22 protein-coding genes, 2 pseudogenes and 1 riboswitch are annotated in these 19,896 nt (G+C 31.7%); of the genes and pseudogenes, 8 read left to right on the forward strand and 16 right to left on the reverse strand.

All coding sequences use genetic code 11. From position 1 onward, the window contains the following. Positions 1-58: 58 nt before the first annotated feature. From sufB to sufC, 5 genes are all read right to left on the reverse strand, one after another. Positions 59-1,456, reverse strand: a complete 1,398-nt coding sequence (gene sufB, locus CD032_RS06725; protein WP_019469760.1) for a Fe-S cluster assembly protein SufB — start codon at positions 1,454-1,456, stop codon at positions 59-61. A 127-nt stretch (positions 1,457-1,583) separates the two neighbouring features. Then, a complete protein-coding gene (sufU, locus tag CD032_RS06730; RefSeq protein WP_019469761.1) occupies positions 1,584-2,033 on the reverse strand; it encodes a Fe-S cluster assembly sulfur transfer protein SufU in 450 nt (149 codons plus the stop codon). After that, a complete protein-coding gene (locus CD032_RS06735) occupies positions 2,023-3,261 on the reverse strand; it encodes a cysteine desulfurase (protein WP_019469762.1) in 1,239 nt (412 codons plus the stop codon). The genes sufU and CD032_RS06735 overlap by 11 nt, the downstream gene beginning before the upstream one ends. Before the next feature lie 171 nt (positions 3,262-3,432). Then, on the reverse strand, positions 3,433-4,740 hold the full coding sequence (sufD, locus tag CD032_RS06740) for a Fe-S cluster assembly protein SufD (RefSeq protein WP_040030174.1): 1,308 nt from the start codon (positions 4,738-4,740) through the stop codon (positions 3,433-3,435). Between the two features lie 100 nt (positions 4,741-4,840). Further along, positions 4,841-5,602 (reverse strand): Fe-S cluster assembly ATPase SufC, encoded by a 762-nt coding sequence (gene sufC, locus CD032_RS06745; RefSeq protein WP_103211327.1) that lies wholly within the window; start codon positions 5,600-5,602, stop codon positions 4,841-4,843. Positions 5,603-5,966: 364 nt separating this feature from the next. On the opposite strand from sufC, the gene popT reads away from it, so the two are divergent. After that, positions 5,967-6,818 (forward strand): polyprenyl-phosphate transporter PopT, encoded by an 852-nt coding sequence (popT, locus tag CD032_RS06750; protein WP_019469765.1) that lies wholly within the window; start codon positions 5,967-5,969, stop codon positions 6,816-6,818. A 731-nt stretch (positions 6,819-7,549) separates the two neighbouring features. Here the strand turns inward: popT and CD032_RS06755 are convergent. The 7 genes from CD032_RS06755 to CD032_RS06785 all read right to left on the reverse strand — a co-directional run bounded on the left by CD032_RS06755 (position 7,550) and on the right by CD032_RS06785 (position 12,205). Next, positions 7,550-8,365, reverse strand: a complete 816-nt coding sequence (locus CD032_RS06755; protein ID WP_040030175.1) for a MetQ/NlpA family ABC transporter substrate-binding protein — start codon at positions 8,363-8,365, stop codon at positions 7,550-7,552. Positions 8,366-8,383: 18 nt separating this feature from the next. After that, on the reverse strand, positions 8,384-9,079 hold the full coding sequence (locus CD032_RS06760; RefSeq protein WP_019469767.1) for a methionine ABC transporter permease: 696 nt from the start codon (positions 9,077-9,079) through the stop codon (positions 8,384-8,386). Beyond that, on the reverse strand, positions 9,072-10,097 hold the full coding sequence (locus CD032_RS06765; protein ID WP_019469768.1) for a methionine ABC transporter ATP-binding protein: 1,026 nt from the start codon (positions 10,095-10,097) through the stop codon (positions 9,072-9,074). Before CD032_RS06765 ends, CD032_RS06760 begins: the two co-directional genes overlap by 8 nt. Positions 10,098-10,178: 81 nt before the next feature. Beyond that, positions 10,179-10,284: riboswitch (SAM riboswitch) on the reverse strand. 53 nt (positions 10,285-10,337) lie between these two features. Next, on the reverse strand, positions 10,338-10,637 hold the full coding sequence (locus tag CD032_RS06770) for a thioredoxin family protein (protein ID WP_019469769.1): 300 nt from the start codon (positions 10,635-10,637) through the stop codon (positions 10,338-10,340). Beyond that, a complete protein-coding gene (locus CD032_RS06775) occupies positions 10,634-11,026 on the reverse strand; it encodes a toprim domain-containing protein (protein ID WP_019469770.1) in 393 nt (130 codons plus the stop codon). The genes CD032_RS06770 and CD032_RS06775 overlap by 4 nt, the downstream gene beginning before the upstream one ends. Before the next feature lie 264 nt (positions 11,027-11,290). After that, a complete protein-coding gene (gcvH, locus tag CD032_RS06780; RefSeq protein ID WP_019469771.1) occupies positions 11,291-11,671 on the reverse strand; it encodes a glycine cleavage system protein GcvH in 381 nt (126 codons plus the stop codon). A 180-nt stretch (positions 11,672-11,851) separates the two neighbouring features. Continuing rightward, positions 11,852-12,205 (reverse strand): arsenate reductase family protein, encoded by a 354-nt coding sequence (locus CD032_RS06785; protein WP_040030177.1) that lies wholly within the window; start codon positions 12,203-12,205, stop codon positions 11,852-11,854. A gap of 143 nt (positions 12,206-12,348) precedes the next feature. On the opposite strand from CD032_RS06785, the gene CD032_RS06790 reads away from it, so the two are divergent. Both CD032_RS06790 and CD032_RS06800 read left to right on the forward strand, forming a co-directional pair. After that, positions 12,349-12,669 carry a thioredoxin family protein gene (locus tag CD032_RS06790; protein WP_019469773.1) on the forward strand — a complete coding sequence of 107 codons (321 nt, stop codon included), beginning with the start codon at positions 12,349-12,351 and terminating at the stop codon, positions 12,667-12,669. A 348-nt stretch (positions 12,670-13,017) separates the two neighbouring features. Continuing rightward, positions 13,018-13,440: pseudogene (locus CD032_RS06800) on the forward strand (transposase); the annotation flags it as partial. Here the strand turns inward: CD032_RS06800 and CD032_RS06805 are convergent. Together CD032_RS06805 and aroD are read right to left on the reverse strand one after the other, a co-directional pair. Continuing rightward, complete coding sequence (locus tag CD032_RS06805) at positions 13,437-13,982, reverse strand: nitroreductase family protein (RefSeq protein WP_019467661.1); 546 nt, start codon at positions 13,980-13,982, stop codon at positions 13,437-13,439. The pseudogene CD032_RS06800 and the gene CD032_RS06805 overlap by 4 nt on opposite strands. A 66-nt stretch (positions 13,983-14,048) precedes the next feature. Continuing rightward, entirely contained in the window at positions 14,049-14,768 is a 720-nt protein-coding gene (gene aroD / locus CD032_RS06810) for a type I 3-dehydroquinate dehydratase (protein ID WP_064264622.1), read from the reverse strand. 175 nt (positions 14,769-14,943) lie between these two features. Here aroD and CD032_RS06815 point away from each other — a divergent pair, with 175 nt between their 5' ends. The 5 genes from CD032_RS06815 to CD032_RS06835 all read left to right on the forward strand — a co-directional run bounded on the left by CD032_RS06815 (position 14,944) and on the right by CD032_RS06835 (position 18,956). After that, positions 14,944-15,369, forward strand: coding sequence for an organic hydroperoxide resistance protein (locus CD032_RS06815; RefSeq protein ID WP_040030180.1), 426 nt, complete (start codon positions 14,944-14,946; stop codon positions 15,367-15,369). 486 nt (positions 15,370-15,855) lie between these two features. Beyond that, positions 15,856-16,392, forward strand: coding sequence for a GNAT family N-acetyltransferase (locus CD032_RS06820; protein WP_103211328.1), 537 nt, complete (start codon positions 15,856-15,858; stop codon positions 16,390-16,392). A gap of 204 nt (positions 16,393-16,596) precedes the next feature. Further along, positions 16,597-16,863 (forward strand): hypothetical protein, encoded by a 267-nt coding sequence (locus CD032_RS06825; RefSeq protein ID WP_019467657.1) that lies wholly within the window; start codon positions 16,597-16,599, stop codon positions 16,861-16,863. A 175-nt stretch (positions 16,864-17,038) separates the two neighbouring features. Beyond that, the gene (locus CD032_RS06830) at positions 17,039-18,334 is read left to right on the forward strand and encodes a CitMHS family transporter (protein ID WP_019467656.1); all 1,296 of its coding nucleotides are present in this window, start codon (positions 17,039-17,041) and stop codon (positions 18,332-18,334) included. A gap of 385 nt (positions 18,335-18,719) precedes the next feature. Then, positions 18,720-18,956, forward strand: coding sequence for a hypothetical protein (locus tag CD032_RS06835; protein WP_019467655.1), 237 nt, complete (start codon positions 18,720-18,722; stop codon positions 18,954-18,956). Positions 18,957-18,965: 9 nt separating this feature from the next. Here CD032_RS06835 and CD032_RS06840 read toward each other — a convergent pair whose 3' ends face one another. Then, positions 18,966-19,181 carry a sterile alpha motif-like domain-containing protein gene (locus CD032_RS06840; RefSeq protein ID WP_019467654.1) on the reverse strand — a complete coding sequence of 72 codons (216 nt, stop codon included), beginning with the start codon at positions 19,179-19,181 and terminating at the stop codon, positions 18,966-18,968. A 313-nt stretch (positions 19,182-19,494) separates the two neighbouring features. Beyond that, a pseudogene (locus CD032_RS13650) lies at positions 19,495-19,665 on the reverse strand (IS5/IS1182 family transposase); the annotation flags it as partial. Positions 19,666-19,896 lie beyond the last annotated feature (231 nt).

The raw sequence follows: 19,896 nt of genomic DNA on the forward strand, positions 1-19,896 counted from the left end.
AAATGGTATCATTAGACACTTATCCACAAGTAAAATAGCTCAGTGACAGTACTTACAGCTATCCAATACTGCCTTCCATTTCAAATTTGATAAGACGATTCATTTCAACAGCATATTCCATTGGAAGCTCTTTTGTAAATGGTTCAATGAAGCCCATAACAATCATTTCTGTAGCTTCTTCTTCTGAAATACCACGACTCATTAAATAGAATAATTGCTCTTCAGAAACTTTTGATACTTTTGCTTCATGTTCCAATGAAATATTATCATTAAATACTTCATTATATGGAATTGTATCTGAAGTAGATTCATTATCTAAAATTAACGTATCACATTCAATGTTAGAACGTGCACCTTTAGCTTTACGGCCAAAGTGTACGATACCACGATAAATAACTTTACCGCCATCTTTTGAAATAGATTTAGATACAATCGTAGATGAAGTGTTAGGTGCTTTATGAATCATTTTTGCACCAGCATCTTGAACTTGTCCTTTACCAGCGAATGCAATTGATAGCGTACTACCTTTAGCACCTTCACCCATAAGCACACAGTTAGGATATTTCATTGTTAATTTAGAACCTAAGTTACCGTCAACCCATTCCATATTACCATTCTCATGCACTAATGTACGTTTTGTAACTAAGTTATAAACGTTATTAGCCCAGTTTTGAATTGTAGTATAACGCACATGGGCATCTTTGTGGACGATAATTTCAACCACAGCTGAGTGTAGTGAACTTGTTGTATAAACTGGTGCAGTACAACCTTCTACATAGTTAACTGAAGCACCTTCATCTGCAATGATTAGTGTACGTTCAAATTGTCCCATGTTTTCAGAGTTAATGCGGAAATACGCTTGTAAAGGCGTATCTAGTTTGATATTTTTTGGTATATAAATGAATGATCCACCAGACCAAACAGCTGAATTAAGTGCTGAGAATTTGTTATCTCCAGCTGGTACAACTGTTGAGAAATATTGTTTAAATAATTCTTCGTTTTCTTTTAATGCAGTGTCTGTATCTTTAAAGACAATGCCTTTATCTTCTAGTTCTTTTTCCATATTGTGATAAACAACTTCTGATTCATATTGAGCTGAAACACCAGCAAGGTATTTTTGTTCTGCTTCAGGAATACCTAATTTATCAAATGTACGTTTGATTTCTTCTGGTACTTCATCCCATGAACGTTCAGTTTGTTCTGATGGCTTAACATAATAAGTGATATCATCAAAATTCAATTCTGATAAATCACCACCCCATTGAGGCATTGGCATTTTGTAGAATTGTTTTAATGCTTTCAATCTATAATTAAGCATCCATTCTGGTTCTTCTTTCATATTTGAAATTTCACGGACGATATTTTCTGTTAAACCGCGTTCTGATCTAAAAATGGAAACATCTTCATCATGGAAACCATATTGGTAATTGCCCACATCAGGTGCTTTTTTAGCCATTTAAATCACTCCTTTTATATATTAAAACGACTCGCGTCAAGATAACTTCATTTGTAGTTACATCGTAATCATGATGTTATGTCTAGTGTGAATGGAAATTTACACAATGTCAACGTATCAACATGGATTAGTCTTCTGTATTTCCTTCTTTTTCAACTGTACCTTTTTCTAAAGCTTTCCAAGCCAAAGTAGCACATTTAATTCTAGCTGGGAATTGAGAAACGCCTTGTAGCGCTTCTATATCCCCCATTGCTTCACTGATTTCATAATCTTCACCAAGCATCATTTTTGTGAATTCTTGACTCATTTGCATTGCTTCAGCTAAAGAGTGACCTTTTACTGCCTCTGTCATCATAGAAGCACTTGACATTGAAATTGAACAACCTTCTCCATCAAATTTAGCATCTTTGATAAAACCATTTTCAATATCAAACGTAAGATTGATGCGATCCCCACAAGTTGGATTATTCATATCTACTGTCATTGCACCAGTATCTAAACTCCCTTTATTTCTAGGGTTTTTATAATGATCCATAATGACTGAACGATACAACTGGTTTAAATTATTAAAATTCATATGAGAAAAACTCCTTCGTTTGATTCAAGGATTGTACTAACTGATCAATATCTTCTTTAGTATTATAAATATAGAAACTTGCACGTGCAGTTGATGATTGATTTAACCATTTCATCAACGGTTGTGCACAGTGATGCCCTGCTCTAACAGCAACACCTTCTGTATCAACTGCAGTCGCTACATCATGTGCATGAACGTCAGTCATATTGAAAGTGATAACACCAGCACGTCTGTCTTTTGGTGGACCATATATTTCAATACCTTCTATTTCAGACATCTTATCGTAAGCATACGTCGTCAATTCATGTTCATGTGCTTGTATTGCATCAAAACCTAGATTTTCAATATAGCGGATTGCTTCAGCTAAACCAATCGCTTGTGCAATTAATGGCGTACCAGCTTCAAATTTCGTAGGTAAATCAGCCCATGAAGCATCATATTTTTCAACGAAATCAATCATATCCCCACCAAATTCGACCGGTTCCATTTCATCCAATAAAGCGCGTTTACCATAAAGTACACCGATACCTGTAGGCCCTAACATTTTATGACCACTAAAACTATAAAAATCAACATCTAATGATTGCATGTCTAAATCCATGTGTGGCGCTGCTTGTGCACCGTCCACACTCACGATAGCACCATGTTCATGCGCAATGTCTGTGATAGCCTTAATGTCATTAATTGTACCTAGTACATTTGAAACATGCGTGATAGCAACAATTTTTGTATTATCATTAATTGTCGCTTTTATATTTTCAATTGTAAGTTCACCTTCATCTGTCATTGGAATGAACTTTAAAGATGCACGCTTGCGTTTCGCTAATTGTTGCCAAGGCACTATATTAGCATGATGTTCCATTTCAGTGACTACAATCTCATCACCTTCAGAAATATTCGCATCTCCATAACTATGTGCAACCATGTTAATGGAAGCTGTCGTTCCACGTGTGAAGATAATTTCTTCAAAATATTTTGCATTAATGAAACGTCTGACTGTTTCACGTGCACTTTCATAACCATCAGTTGCTAATGATCCAAGTGTGTGTACACCACGATGTACGTTAGAGTTATAACGTTTATAATAATCAGCTATAACATCAATGACTTGTGTTGGTGTTTGACTAGTAGCAGTTGTATCTAAATAAGCAAGGCGATTATTGTTAACTTTTTGATTAAGAATTGGAAAGTCTTTTAATATTTCGTTAACATTTAGTGATTGGGTCAAATTATCCACAGACCTTTCTTAATTTAAAAAATCAATAAAGAAACCGTAGCAATTTAAGAAATGCAACAAACTAACTTATATTAATTTATTTAATCTGAGCATTTTATAATAATGTTCAATCACATTCTCTTAAAATTATTTTGCTGCGGATTCAATTGTATTTATTGTTTATTATTTATTAACTTTTAATTCGATTACTTCACGTAATTTACGTTGAACATCTTCAATTGGCAATTCACGTACAACTGGATCTAAGAAACCATGAATAACAAGACGTTCAGCTTCTTGACGAGAAATACCACGGCTCATTAAATAATATAATTGTTCAGGGTCAACACGGCCAACGGATGCGGCATGTCCAGCCTCTACATCATCTTCATCGATAAGTAAGATAGGGTTCGCGTCACCGCGTGCTTTTTCAGAAAGCATAAGGACACGAGATTCTTGGTTCGCAATAGATTTCGTACCACCATGTTTAATATAGCCGATACCATTAAATACTGTTTGCGCGCCTTCTAACATTACACCGTGTTTTAAGATGTAGCCATTTGTTTCCTTACCATATTGCACAATTTTAGAAGTTAAATTAATTTTCTGACTACCAGTACCTACAACCACTGATTTGAGTTCACTTTCAGAACGGTCACCAATTAAATTAGTTGTATTATCAATGATTTGACTACCTTCGTTCATTAAACCTAACGCCCAATTTATAGTAGCATCTGCTTCAGTAACACCACGGCGAATAATGTGGCCGGTGAAACCTTTATCTAAATAATCTACTGAACCGTATGTGATTTTTGAATTAGCACCAGCACTTACTTCTGAAACAATATTAAGTTGGTTACCTTCTCCACTTGCGATTGATAAATAGTTTTCAACGTAAGTTACTTCAGCACTTTCTTCAGTTGCAATAATGACATGGTTGAAGAAACTTGCATTTTCATCATCGTGTAATACTACATATTGGATTGGGTGTTCAACCACTACATTTTTGGGAACATATACGAATACGCCACCATTAAGTAATGCAGTATGTAGTGCTGTCAATCTATGTTCATCAACTGTAACAGTTTCATTCATGAAATATTTTTTTACTAAATCAGGATGGTTGATTAAAGCTTCTGCTAGGCCTTCAACGACAACGCCATCATTTTGAGCTGAATCAGAAACTTTCGTGAACGCTAATGTATTATTATGTTGGATAACCAAATTCTCAGTGTTTTCAACATCAATAATCTCTCTAACTTCACTTGGTAATTCTTCTAATGATTCATATAAGTTACCTGTTGTTTCATGTTGCTTAAATGAATCAAAGTCCCATCTCGTGATTTTTGTTTTATCTGGTTTTGGCATTTCTAAAGTTTCAGTTAATTGCAACGCTTCTTTACGTAATTCAGTTAACCAAGAAGGTTCATTATGGGCTTGTGAATATTCAACAAGTTGAGCTTCAGAAATGTTCAAAGTTTCAGTCGTCATACTTTTTTCCTCCCATTTGATGATTGTATGATTTAACTCATCGGTATAAATCAAAACCTAAATCTTCATCTATAATATTATTTTTCATATGAATTAAGACTTATTCTGCAGCATTAAACTCTTCTTTAACCCATTCATAACCTTCTTCTTCAAGGCGTTTCGCTAATTCAGGTCCTCCTGAAGTAACAATTTTTCCACCATACATAACGTGTACATGATCAGGTGTAATATAATTTAATAGTCGTTGATAGTGCGTAATGATTAATGACCCAAACGTTTCTCCACGCATTTGATTGATACCTTTTGAAACTACTTTTAATGCATCAATATCTAACCCTGAGTCAATTTCATCTAAAATAGCAAATTTAGGTTCTAACATCATTAATTGAAGAATTTCATTACGTTTTTTCTCCCCACCTGAAAATCCTTCGTTTAAATAACGTTGTGCCATATCTTGATCAATATCTAAAAAGTCCATTTCTTTGTCTAACTTTTTAATGAATTGCATTAAATTAATTTCTTCGCCTTCTTCACGTTTAGCGTTTATCGCTGAACGCATAAAGTCAGCATTCGTTACACCAGTGATTTCTGATGGATATTGCATTGCTAGGAATAATCCAGCTTTGGCACGATCATCAACATCTAGTTCTAAAATGTTGACGCCGTCTAATAGTACCTCACCTTGTGTTACTTCATAGCTTGGGTGTCCCATGATTGCAGATGATAATGTTGATTTACCTGTACCATTAGGTCCCATTACTGCATGTATTTCTCCTGTGTTAATTGTTAGATTAACACCTTTAAGAATCTCTTTACCTTCAATAGACACATGTAGGTCTTTAATTTCTAATGTTGATGGCATACATATTCCCTCCGTATTATATGATATGTTTTTCCTATCCAGTTTATAATAATTTTAATCTACAGTCAAAAGACTGAGCCCTTGTTACACCTTCTAATTATAACGCAGTTGTGTTGGAATATAAACCTTTTCAAGTGTTAAATTAAAATTGTTATCAAAATACAATGATTTTTGATAGTACATTAATAAATTCTTTAACTGATAATATAAGATGTGATGTTCTCAACTCATTTATTCCTATATCATTTATTATAAGCAAAGCATATTCTATAATCATTCATTCATTTTAACTTTTGTTTTAATATAGTTATAAGACAAATTGTGCTATCATTTTCAATATATTTTAGATAGAAAGGATTTTGGTATGTCAAAAATTAAGTGGTCAAATCTATGGAAAGGATTTGCAATGGGTACTTCCGATTTAGTACCCGGTGTAAGTGGCGGTACTATAGCTTTACTTCTGGGTATTTATGATGATTTTATACGGTCTATTAGTGGTATATTTTCAAAGAGGTTTTGGGAAAGCTTAAAATTCTTGATTCCTATTGGATTAGGAATGATCATTGCTATTGGCTTATTGAGCAAAGTAATTAATTATCTTTTAAGTGAACATACTGTACCAACCATGTTTTTATTTGTTGGACTAATAGCAGGCATCATACCCTATTTATTAAATACAGCAAGAGTTAAACAAACATTTCAAACTTCTCACTATTTACTTGTTTTACTTGGTATTATTATTATTGTAGTGATCACCTTGTTAAATAATGGTGATAAACATGCAGGAGAAACACTTGAATTATCAACTGGTCTTATTATTAAATATTTTATTGCAGGTGTTTGTGCTTCTAGTGCAATGTTACTACCAGGCATTTCAGGATCCTTTATGTTATTAGTATTTGGTGTATATGGTACTATAATGTTTTCAATTTCAGAATTTATGTCTTTAAATTTTAAAGCTGTATCAATCTTAATAGTCGTAGGTATTGGGATTATTTGTGGTTTCTTATTTTCTAGTAAATTGATTCAATACCTTTTAAACCATTATACTTATTTAACCTATGCACTTATCATTGGTTTTGTTGTAGGGTCACTATATGCAGTATTTCCTGGTTTGCCAAGCGATGTTTTCACTTGGATTATTTCTTTTATTACAGTAATTTCAGGCTACTTTATTAGCTACAAACTAGGGCATATTACAAGCGATGATTTTTAATTTTTCTATGTATAAACCATATAAAAATAGGATTGTATATTTATCAGAAGCTTAACTAAGTATTTTGACAATACAATCACTATATAATATTTGATTTTGCCTTTATCAAAAATATTAAAGCCCGGAATGGTAATGATTCGTTGCTATAACTAAGTAGTTTAGTTACAAATCCATACCACATCCGGGCTATTTTACATTCATACTTATATATCAATAGCGAAATGATATATGATGAATGCCTATATATAATGGCGCATCCTACATTCTAATTTAACGTACGCCCAATTTTAAGTTCTCCCTATTACAGTTTGAATGATATTGTGGTATCGAAAAACACCATCAATATTTTCGTGCTTTAAAGCAAAACACTCAAACATAATTTAATTTTACGCCATAAAAATGTGAAATTCAAATATGTAATTTTTCAATTTAAAATCATCTTATAAGCAAAGTAAATAAATATAACTCATCTCAAAAAACAATTATCAATCCTTTAGACTATTAAAATCATCGAGTAAGACCTCACTAAACAATTGCATATTACACTTGTTGATGACAAAATCATGAACAAATTTGAGCATATGCAACCAAGTTAATATATCCTAAACCATTCGTATTTTTATATGTCATATTCCACACACTGCTAATTTTTATGCCCTTTTTCTAATTTTAAACAAATAAAAAGAACCCTATAACCGTTGTAGTTAAAGGATTCTTTATCGGAATTAATATTATTTTGCTGGTACTACTGCACCGTCATATTTTTTATTGATATAATCTTTAATTTCTTTAGACTGTAATGCATCCATTAATGCCTTGATTTTTTCATCGTCTTTATGACCTTCTTTGACACCAATCAAATTAGCGTATGGATTATCTTTTGCTTTTTCTAAAACAATAGAATCGTTTTTAGGACTTAACTTTTGATCAATTGCAAAGTTTGAATTAATAATTACTGCGTCTGCATCTTCTTTTTGATAAATCTTAGGTAGATATTCTGCTGATTGTTTATTGTTAAATTTGATATCTTTTTTATTTTCTACGATATCATCAAATTTAGCATCTTCAGTTTTAACACCTTTTTTAATTTTGATTAATCCTGCATCAGAGAAGAATTTTAAGAAACGACCTTCTTCTGCAGGGTTATTTGAAACATAAACAGTAGCGCCTTTTGGTAATTCTTTTAAGCTTTTATATTTCTTTGAATAGACGGCCATAGGCTCTAAATGTACATTGCCTGCTGATTCGATTTTATAATTTTTATCTTTCTTTTCAGTATTTAGATATGGTGTATGTTGGAAGAAGTTTGCATCTATCTCACCTTTATCTAATAATTTATTTGGTGTCGTATAATCGTTAATCGTTTTGATTTTCAAGTCATAGCCTTTATCTTTTAAAATCGGTTTTGCTTTTTCTAAGATTTCAGCATGTGGTGCTGGAGAAGCACCAACTGTAATCGTCTTATCTTTACCTCCACCGCCATTACCACAGGCAGCTAATATTAATGCTAAAGCTATTATTGAAGCTAAACTAAATAATTTTTTCATATAATTGTCCCCTTTAACTTAACGTTTATCTATTTTATTTGTAACTTGGTCTCCAATGAATTGGATGATAAAAACAATAATTAAGATTAAAATTGTAGAAACGAATATGACATCGTTTTGGTTTCGTGTGAAGCCAGTTAAGTATGCTAAGTTACCTAAACCTCCAGCTCCAATCACACCAGCTACTGCAGTAGAGCCTACTAAAGCAATTGCTGTTACAGTTATTCCAGATATTAACGCTGGCATTGCTTCAGGTAACAACACTTTTTTAACTACTGTCCATGTTGTAGCTCCCATTGACCAAGCAGCTTCAATAACACCCTTGTCAATTTCTTTAAAAGCGATTTCCACTAATCTTGCGTAGAATGGTGCTGCACTGATGATTAGTGCTGGCAAAGCACCTGTTGGACCACTAATCGTTCCAAGTACTAAACTCGTAAATGGTATGAGTAGTAAAATTAAAATAATAAATGGTATTGCTCTGAATAAATTCACCACAAATGATACAACACTGTAAAACACTCTAGCTACTGGCGATTGACTCTTAGCAGATAAAAATAAAAGTACTCCAAGTATCAAACCAAAAATAAAAGCAAATATTGTAGATATCACTGTCATATAAATTGTTTCATATGTAGCTAACCAAACCTCGTCCCAACTTACATTAGGCATTGTTAGCATTTCCTGTAGAATCTCGCTGAATGAACTACCCATGCTTTAACACCTCCACAGAAACATGTTGTGCACCTAAATCATTTTTGAACTTTTCGAATTTTTCAGAATTTACATCTAATAAATGTAATACTAAAAAGCCCAGCGCACCATCTTTAGTATGTTTAATATTTGCTTCAAGAATATTGACATCAATATTATGTGTCTTTGTTATGTATGACACTAATGGTTCTGTTGTATTGTTTCCTGTAAAATTCAAACGTACGACATAAGCACTTTCATCTAAATTGATCAATTCAGAAATGGATTCGTCAAATTCATCATTTAAATCTTCTTTGACAAAGCGTTTTGTTACTTCGTGTTGAGGATTTTCAAAAACAGTTGACACATTTCCTTGTTCAATAACACGGCCATTTTCCATTACGGCCACTTCATCACAAATGCGTCTGATGACTTGCATTTCATGTGTGATAATAACGATTGTTAAATTTCTTTCTTCTTTAATTTTTAATAATAATTCTAAAATTTCATCTGTTGTTTGAGGGTCTAATGCACTTGTCGCTTCATCACAAAGCAAGACATTAGGCTCATTTGCTAACGCACGTGCAATACCCACACGCTGTTTTTGTCCACCTGATAATTCTGATGGATAGGCATTTTCTCTACCTTTTAGTCCTACCAATTCCACTAATTCCATCGCTCGTTTTTTTGCTTCACTGCGTGATACACCAGCAATTTCTAATGGAAAAGTAATATTATTCAAAACATTACGTGACCACAATAGATTAAAATGTTGAAAAATCATGCTCACTTTTTGACGTTTTTTTCTCAATTCTGATTTCGATAATTTCCCTATGGTATCTCCATCAATGATGACGTCTCCTGAAGTTGGTTGTTCAAGATGATTTAAAAGTCTTATCAAAGTACTTTTACCTGCGCCTGAAAAACCAACCACACCAAAAATCGAGCCTGATTGAATGCTTAAATCAACATGATCTACTGCTAACACATCGTGTTTTTTCGTTTTATATCTCTTAACGATTTGATTTAGTTCAATCATTGCCGTTTCCTCCTTGTATTGCTCATTCAATTAAAAAATGCTCTCTCTTTTCACCGAAGAATAGAGAAAGCATACTCGCTTCTCTCATCTTCTAAAGTTTATCTACTTTATGTGAATTGGCACCATTTCTATTACAGACGGTTGCCGGGCTTCATAGGGCACATCCCTCCACCTCTCGTGATAAGAGTTCATTATTTAATTATCCATAATCCTACCATTGTACTAAAGATTCGTCAATAATTATTTTAAATTTTCTAACAAATAAGGCACTGATTGAAATGCATAAATTCTTTTTTGTTCTTCACCTTTGGACATAAGCATAAGTATCGGTACCGATTGTATCTCATATTGTTTGCTAAAATCAGGATGGAAATTTAAATCTATTTTAGTAATTGGTAATTTTAAAATTTCATTTGCAATATCTAACATTCGTTCCGATACTTTACATGTACCACAGGTTGGTGTATAACCAAAAATTAGATATTTTTCTTTATCTACGTGTTCTAAAACATTAACACGCGTTTCATTCTGTACATTCATGTTAATAAACTGACCCTTTCAGCAATATAATCTAATTTTGCTTTCGCTACTTTTTCTTCATCTTTCACTAAAAATCCATGTTTTGCTAATACTTTTGACAAATAGGCTTTAGGGCATCTCGCAACTTCACCATATTGTTTGTCTATGTGAATGTGTTTACTTTCACTTAAATATTTTTTAAACCATTTACGTATCTTTTCACCTTCATCATCTGCATCTGCAAGTACATAAACTTGCTTGTCGTATAATGATTCAATCATTTCATCTAACTTATCAATCCCCATAGTTCCATTAGTACAAATGATTTCAATAGGCTGGTCAATCACTTGCTTCACCCGTTTCTTGTCTGTTTTCCCTTCGACAATGATAACTTGGTTTAATATCGCCATGACATTCACCTCTAAATGTGATAGTAAATTCAATTTTATATTTAGTTCTACACCAGACATTATTAACATAAACATTTATTATAGATTCTTATTATAATCTTAATAATTGAATAATCAATTTATCAGCAATGATATTATTAATGATACTTTTTAATGTAATTTATACTACAAAAACAACTTGAATATTGAAATGAAATTCAGTCTTTCATTATAGGATAAAATAAAAACTCCATGATATATCGTATCGTGGAGTTTGGTTTCATATTATTCACCGATCATTTCAGAATATTGGTCAGCTGACATTAACTCGTCTAATTGACTTTCATCACTTAATTCAACTTTAACCATCCATGCTTTTTCATATGGTGATTCATTAACAAATTCTGGACTATCTTCTAGTTCATCATTTGTTTCTACAACTTTACCTGAAACAGGCGCATAAAGTTCTGAAACTGTTTTTACTGATTCAACACTACCAAAAGATTCACCTTCGTCAATATCGTCATCAGTTTCAGGTAATTCAACGAATACGATATCACCTAATTCACTTTGCGCGTACTCAGTGATACCAATCGTCACTGTATTTCCATCAATTTTTACCCATTCATGTTCTTTAGAATATTTTAATTCACTTGGTACTGCCACGAGAATCCCCTCCTAAATGTTTTTACATATTCATGATGCCATATGAAAGGCTTACAATCAACTATTTAATTGATTTTACAATACTTCTCATGTTTCACAATTCATAGCACAAAACTTTTTCAAAGCATATAGCTATTATTCTCAAAAGTTGGTAAAAATGAATTGTAAAAGAAAATGGGTTTACAACCAAGTTTCCTTGTATTGTTCCTCTTTAAAACCTACTGTTACTTTATCACCTAATACAGCGAGTGGTCGTTTCACTAACATGCCATCCGAGGACAATAAATCTAGTTTTTCTTCATCGGAAAGGTCTTTTAATTTATCTTTAAGGCCTAATTCACGATATTTTGCACCATGCGTGTTAAAAAGTTTATTGATATCAATACCTGTAGCATTAATGATTTCTTTAAACTCATTTTTAGTTGGTGTATGTTGCACAATATCGATAGGTTCAAAACTCACCCCATATTCTTGTAAAAATTTTGCAGCTTTTTTACAAGTTGTACAATTAGGATATTGGTAAAATTTTATCATTTTTCAGGACCTCCTATGCTTAGTTAACACTAATATAACAAACTTATAACAAAAACGCTCTAATTATTAAGCTGATTTTTTTAATAACTGCAAATTGTCGGTTATAATGGTTACAATAATATCTTTTATAAAGGAGTCTAATTATGGAATCAATTAATACTAATGATCAATTTAAAAATACAATACAAAGTGACGAGCCAGTCATCGTTAAATTTGAAGCAGGATGGTGCCCAGATTGCAAGGCAATGGACATGTGGATTGACCCAATTGTAGAAAAATATAACAATTATAACTGGTATACTGTAAACCGCGATGAATTAGAAGATGCAGCGGCTAAAAATGACGTTATGGGTATTCCAAGCTTATTAGTTTTTAAAAATGGAGAAAAATTAGCACATTTACATTCAGCAAATGCTAAATCTCCTGAACAAGTTGAATCATTCCTAGCCGAAACGTTTGAGTAATTATTGGCTTGATTCTAATAACTTTAACTTTTAAACAATCAAAATTTTGAAATAAGCATTAAAATGAGACTGGGACATAAATCTCCATTCTCAAAATAAGAGGGCCAATCCTTAATATGGATTGGTCCTCTTTATATTTAATATATTACGATTTTGATCGTGCATGCTTGCCTGGGGATATGGCTCGAGCCTGTAGTCTCTCACTCATATCATTTCCCCGGGCGTCAGCACAATGCAAAATCGTTTGGAATATTTATCAAATTACAAAAGCAAAGGCTCATTTTAAACAATTCATTAATTCTAATAAATTAATGATGTTTTTATTTTGTAAAATTAATAACATGACTCAAATGTTACGAATGTGATGATCGTTTCAAATGTCCACTTAAAAATTGATGTATGAAAAACAATTCAAAAACGAATAAGAAGATAATGAAGCATTTTAATTGGGAGTATTTTAAATATCAAATTAATCAGTAGCTTTCAGAACCAGAGACTAAACAAATCTACAGTCAAAGAAAAATTGATGTAGAACCAGTTTTCGGATTCATGAAGACTATTTTGGGTTTCGCTCAAATGTCAGTTTGAGAGATAGACAAAGTCAAAAGAGAATTAGAATCTGTCCTTATGGCATTGAATGTAAGGAAAATAGTAGCTCAACGAGCTACACTATTTGAAAAAAAAGAAAACGACAATTTCTACATTATTTCAATAGAAGTTATCGTTTTCTTTTTAGTCAGAGACAGTCATGTCCTGAATTCTTTTATTTAAAACTTATCAATGACTTGATTTTGTTGACGTTCTCGATGTGGCATTTTTTCTAAATCTTCCAAATCTGTCAAATATAGTAATCCAACTAAACGTTCGTCGTCTTTCACACCAAATATTTTGCGTATTTCAGGATTGAAAATATAAGCCGGTGACTTCCAACAAGTACCTATGCCTGATTCAAAAAGTAATAACATAAGATTTTGTGCAAATGCACCAAATGCCATATTATTCTCTAAACTTTCTTTTTGTCTTGGATCTTCTTTAACGATTAATGCAAGCATACCACCTAAATTGGTAGCAACTTTATAGTGATCTTCCTGCTTTTTTCTCAGATTAGGAAAAGCAATTTCAGTTAATTGTTTACTCATTTCTCCCAATCTATCTTTTGCGATATGAACCACTCTCCAAGGTGCTCTCAAGCCATGATTGGGTGCATCTGTAGCACGCTGTATCGCTTCATATAAAGCATCGTCATCTATGTTCATATCTCTTCTAAAGACCTTTATACTTCTTCGTTGAGTTATTGCATCTTGTAGTTCCATCTAATATCGCCCTTTCACTATTGATAACTATTTTCAATTATAAGATAGTACGTTTAGATTTTCAAACTACTGATATAGTCTTAATTGCGCGCGCAAAGTTTCAACTTGTATCTGTCCAGGTGCTTTAGGATTATCCAAACAACCATAGGATACTGCACCACCAAAAATACCTTGAGCAGTTCTTGAAATGATGCCTAATTTTGACATAGCAATGCCAATCACTTGTTGCGGCACTGTATCTACTGTTGCTGATAATGCTGATAATAAATTTAAGACATCTTCTTTACTATAAGGCATGACTGCAACTTTTAAGTAATCTGGATTCATTTGATGCATTTTAAAATACAATTGTTTTAACTGAGCAAGTGGTGGCGTTTTTTGAAAATCATGATAAGACAATATAACTTCAACATCATTTTTATGGGCTTGATTAATCAAGTTCTCTATATAATGAGATTGACGGTTAATTTCAAATTCAACGTCAATCATATCCACGTGGTCTATTTCAATTATCCTTTCAAGTAATTTAATATACGCATCAAATGACAAATCACCTTTACCGCCTTGTGATTGTGTGCGATAAGTAACTAAAATTTTCTTATTTAAGTTTAGCTCATATAAATTATCAATGACATTAGCTACGTCATCAACCCTTGGTGTTGCCCACTGATCAACTCTTAATTCTATTATATCGATAGATGTTTGATATTTTACTAATTCGTTTAAAAAAGTTGGAGAAATTTCATTTTCTGGTGCTATGGTTACTGCAATTTTTACTTCAGACATTTTAAAAACTTCCTTTTCACTCAACATTAAAATTATTGTATAACATTACTGAGAACTAACACAATCTTAAAAGAACATAATTTAAGTAAATAATAAAAATCTATTCACCTTTTATATGATTTAAATTTAATTTACAGGGTATAGTCGTTATATAAGTAATTTAGGAGGTAATATAATGGCAGTAAATTATGAAACAAAAGCAACGAATACAGGTGGTCGTAACGGTCACGTTCAAACAGATGATAAAGCAATTGATGTAGCAGTCATTCCTCCAGCACAAGCTGATGCTGAAAAAGGCACTAACCCTGAACAATTATTTGCAGCAGGTTATGCGTCATGTTTTAATGGTGCATTTGATTTAATTCTTAAACAAAATAAAGTGAGAGGCGCTGAACCTGAAGTCACTTTAACTGTACGTTTAGAAGATGACCCTGAGGCTGAAAGCCCTAAATTAAGTGTTTCAATAGATGCAAAAGTTAAGAACGTTTTATCACAAGAAGATGCTGAAAAATATCTACAAGATGCACATGAATTTTGTCCATATTCAAAAGCTACACGCGGTAATATTGACGTAGATTTAAATGTACAAGTAGTAGAATAACAATAATACTAAACCCCCAAATCCGATTAGGAATTTGGGGGTTTTTTGTTGTTTTAATACTGATTATGCCTATGTCATGATGTCTTTTGATTGTTTTCTCTTTTTTATTAATTGTCTTCATCTTTATAATTGATACAGATGTAAATCATTAATATGGCAAAAGAAATCAAGATAAGCAAAATTAGCGAAACTATAATAGTCATTAAAGATTCCACTTATCGTGCCTCCGCTCATAATATATCATCCACCATATTATACCATAATTATCATATCCAACTGCGTTACTTAAAAATTAAATTAAATGCGATTTAATACTTAAAAACTTCATATTTTTTGCTTTTTAAATTAAAAATGATTCCATGTTTTTGAATAAAATTAAATATAGTATTGCTCAATTATACTTTTTCCCTTAAAATCAAATTTAATACGACGGTAAAATTTATTATTCTATTATATAAATGATTTATAAAGTTTAGGAGGCATACAATGACAAATATACGTTATTTATCAATCGATGATTTACCTAACTATAGAAAATTATTAAAACGTGGCATTCATGAAGATCTTGACGTATTTGCTTGGAAATTGCAAAATGATCGATGCTTAGCTGAACTAAATTTAAACGATTTACTTTCTACTCATTCAAATCAATCAATTGTCATTGGCGCCTTTCAAGATAGTGTTTTGATAGGTGCGGTAACACTTATATTTAATCAAAATTACAGCCTGTCACACAAAGCAGTAATCGAAAATATGTGTGTTATGGGTAATAACCATGAACTCAAAGAACAAATTGCCAAACAATTAATGAAATATGTATTCCAAATCTGCCATGATAAGCAAATTGAAATTCTAATGACTTCACTTATATCAAATAATATTAGTGGCAAAGTCTTTTTTAGCAATTTAAATTTTGAATTACTTGCAATAGAAAAATTTGCTAGAAAATATGATGTAGATTATATTGATGAACATTGGTTGATTTACTATTTCAATGGTGAGGAAATGTCTTTATTCGAATAAACAAGTCTTTGATACTACTCATTCACTATACAGACGCTTCCGTAACTACTAAAATTTAGCGCTTTTCGTTAATCATCTTTTGATAAATGTTATGTCATATATAAAAATGACTTGCAATTAAATTGTTAAGCAAATATTATTTTATTAAGCTATCATTTATAACATTAGATTAATAAAAGTATTTCTTAGAGAGGACTGAACAATTTGAAATATGCAACGACATTATTATCACTGTTCTTGTCATTAATTACATTAGCAACGCCATTATTAGCAGTTAATAAAATTTTAGAAGGAGACATGCAAATATTAGCTGGTCTGTTATTTATATTGGGTGTACTGCTTATTAATTTATATGCATGTCTACGCGGGGATCGTATTGCTAATATTTTCGCTATGTTGGTATCATTATTTTCTTTAGTACTATTAAGTTACCCTTTTTGGAAGTCATATGTAATAAATTTTTTCATTTAATTATATGAATACATATTTATTTTATAATATTTAATAATTGTAAGCACTTCAAAACTATTTATTTTAGTTATGAAGTGTTTTTTCAATATATACTTTTTTGAAAAAAGTAATATTTTGTTTTCAAAAAAATCTGAAAAGTATATAATGATAAAAACAAAGGGGGAAAATTGAATATATGAACTTAGCAATTCTCGGTTTTATTATGATTATCATCTTTATGGTACTAATTATGACACGTAAAATGTCAGCTTTAACTGCGTTAATTGTTATACCTACCATTTTTGCTTTAATTGGTGGTTTCTATGCAGGTTTAGGTAAGTTTATGTTAGATGGTATAGAAACTGTTGCACCAACTGGAATTATGTTGACTTTTGCCATACTTTATTTTGGCGTTATGATAGATGCTGGCTTATTCGAACCAGTCATTAATCAAATTATAAAAGTCGTTAAAGGGGATCCAGTAAAAATTGCAATAGGCACTGTAATTTTAGCATCAATGGTAGCACTAGATGGTGATGGTACCACTACTTTCATCATCACCGTAACTGCAATGATGCCGCTTTATAAAAAGATTGGCATGAGTCTATATACTTTATCTACATTGGCGCTTCTATCTATCGGTGTAATGAACATGTTGCCTTGGGGTGGCCCCACTGCACGTGCGATTTCATCTTTGCAAGTAACAACTGAAGAGGTCTTTGTGCCTATCATACCTGCAATGATTGCTGGTATATTATTTGCTTTTGGAGTTGCTTACATACTTGGAAAGCGTTCAAAAAAGTATCTTACATCAAATACAAATATTGATTTAAATGATATAAAACCTACCGATACAAAAGAAGAATCTTTATTAAAAAGACCAAAAATGCTTATTCCAAACGCAATACTAACAATTTCATTAATCGTCTGTCTGGTTATCGGTTTAATGCCAATACCAGTCTTGTTTATGTTATGGTTTGGCTTTGCAATATTACTAAACTATCCTAATTTAAGTATTCAAAATTCTGTTGTAAAAAAACATGCTGGAGATGTACTTTCTGTAATCAGTCTTGTTTTTGCTTCAGGTATATTTACAGGTGTAATGAATGGAACGAAAATGGTTAACGAAATGGCTAATACTTTGGTACAAATCATACCAGATGCTATGGGCAATCATTTTGCGTTAATCACGGCAATTTTGAGTGGACCGTTTACATACTTTATGGCCAATGATCCATTCTATTATGGTGTATTACCTATTTTAGCTGAATCTGCGCAACAATTTGGTATTTCCAAAGTTGATATGGCCAGAGCTTCAGTTCTAGGTCAACCTCTACATGTGTTAAGTCCTTTATATGCTGCTGGTTATTTACTTGTAGGTATGCTAGATATAGAATATGGCCAAAACCAACGTATTGTAATAAAATGGGCTGTTGGATCTAGTTTATTTATGATTTTAGTAGCTTGTATTTTAGGGATTATACCGTGGTAAAAATGCATATCTCAACTTACTTCAAAAAAAATGCACAATAAACAAAAATGTTAGCTTTTGAATACAAATAAAGCACTTATCCACATCAAATTGGATGAGTGCTTTATTTGTATACGAGATTAATAATTTACCTCGCCAATGAATTAGTTGATGACATGCTTTTAGTACTGTGTTTATATATTAATGATTGTCAACAAATACATATTATTATTCATTATTAGCCAAACGATCGTAATTATACGCTTAAAACACTTCAAAATAACAAATTTCAAGCATTTATTATTTTTTCATCAATTAGTAGACAAATAAAATAAAATTGTCGTTTTATTTTATTTGTACTTGGGTAAAACTTAACGTCGGATTTACAATGTTAAGGAGTGTTTTTATGAATCAGATTAATGAGTGTATATATATTAATCCTTCAAAAATTTCTCTCGATTGGGAATGTTTTGTTCTAAGTAAAAGTGACATGGAGTTAGATGGCCTACCTACAGAACTTATTAATACATGGATGGCTCAAGATATCATTGAACCTTTTTCAATTAGAAATAACGAAATTAACTTTAGAACGGAAGACATAAAATATGCTCTGAAAATAAGAAATTGGTATTATGAACAATGAATCTTTATGCTAATTAACGCTTAAGTTATTCAAATATAAACTTAATGCCCTTTTTGCAGACGTCATTATTTCATCATAATTATAATTCGTTTTAAAGTATGCATATAATTCGTGATACCCAGTTGCATGTTTAGGGAAATTTTTATCTTTATTTATAAAATAGGCAAGTTGACCAAGTGGCGTGTCGTCATTAACAAAGTCATTTATAAAATCATAGAATGTCATAAGCATTACCTCGATTATTTAAATTTTAATCGTTACATGTCTTACTATTTAAAGCCTTTTCATAATCATAACAAATAATATTTATTTGTCTATCACTGTTCATTTTTAAATTTAAAAATGAACAGTTTAATTGTTGTTTTCATAGTATTTAATCAAAATTGTAAATATTGTAAAGTTTATGAATTCTATTGTTAAAGCAATAAAAATTAAATACTTTTTTATTTTAATTTGATTGATGTCATTATATTTTTTAATATAAAAACGAGTTCGGGACATAAATGTCTCTAACTAAACAAAAAACGATAATTTCTAATGAAATAATGTAGTAATTGTCGTTTTCTTTTTTTTCAAATAGTGTAGCTCGTTGAGCTGCTATTTTCCTTACATTCAATGCCATAAGGACAAATCCTAATTCTCTTTTGACTTTGTCTATCTCTCAAACTGACATTCGAGCGATACCCAAAATAGCCTTCATGAATCCAAAACTGATTCTACATCAATTTTTAAGTGGACATTTTAAACAATCATCACATTCGTAACATTTGAGTCATGTTATAATCTTTACACATAAGGACCTCGTTAATTTGGTTTAGTAGTGTTTATTAAATTATACGAAAGGGTCTTATATTTTGAATAAAAAAATGCAAATTGTACTGATTTTGTATCGTGCTGACGCCCGGGGAAATGATATGAGTGAGAGACTACAGGCTCGAGC

Source organism: Staphylococcus cohnii subsp. cohnii, assembly GCF_002902365.1.
GTDB lineage: Bacteria > Bacillota > Bacilli > Staphylococcales > Staphylococcaceae > Staphylococcus > Staphylococcus cohnii.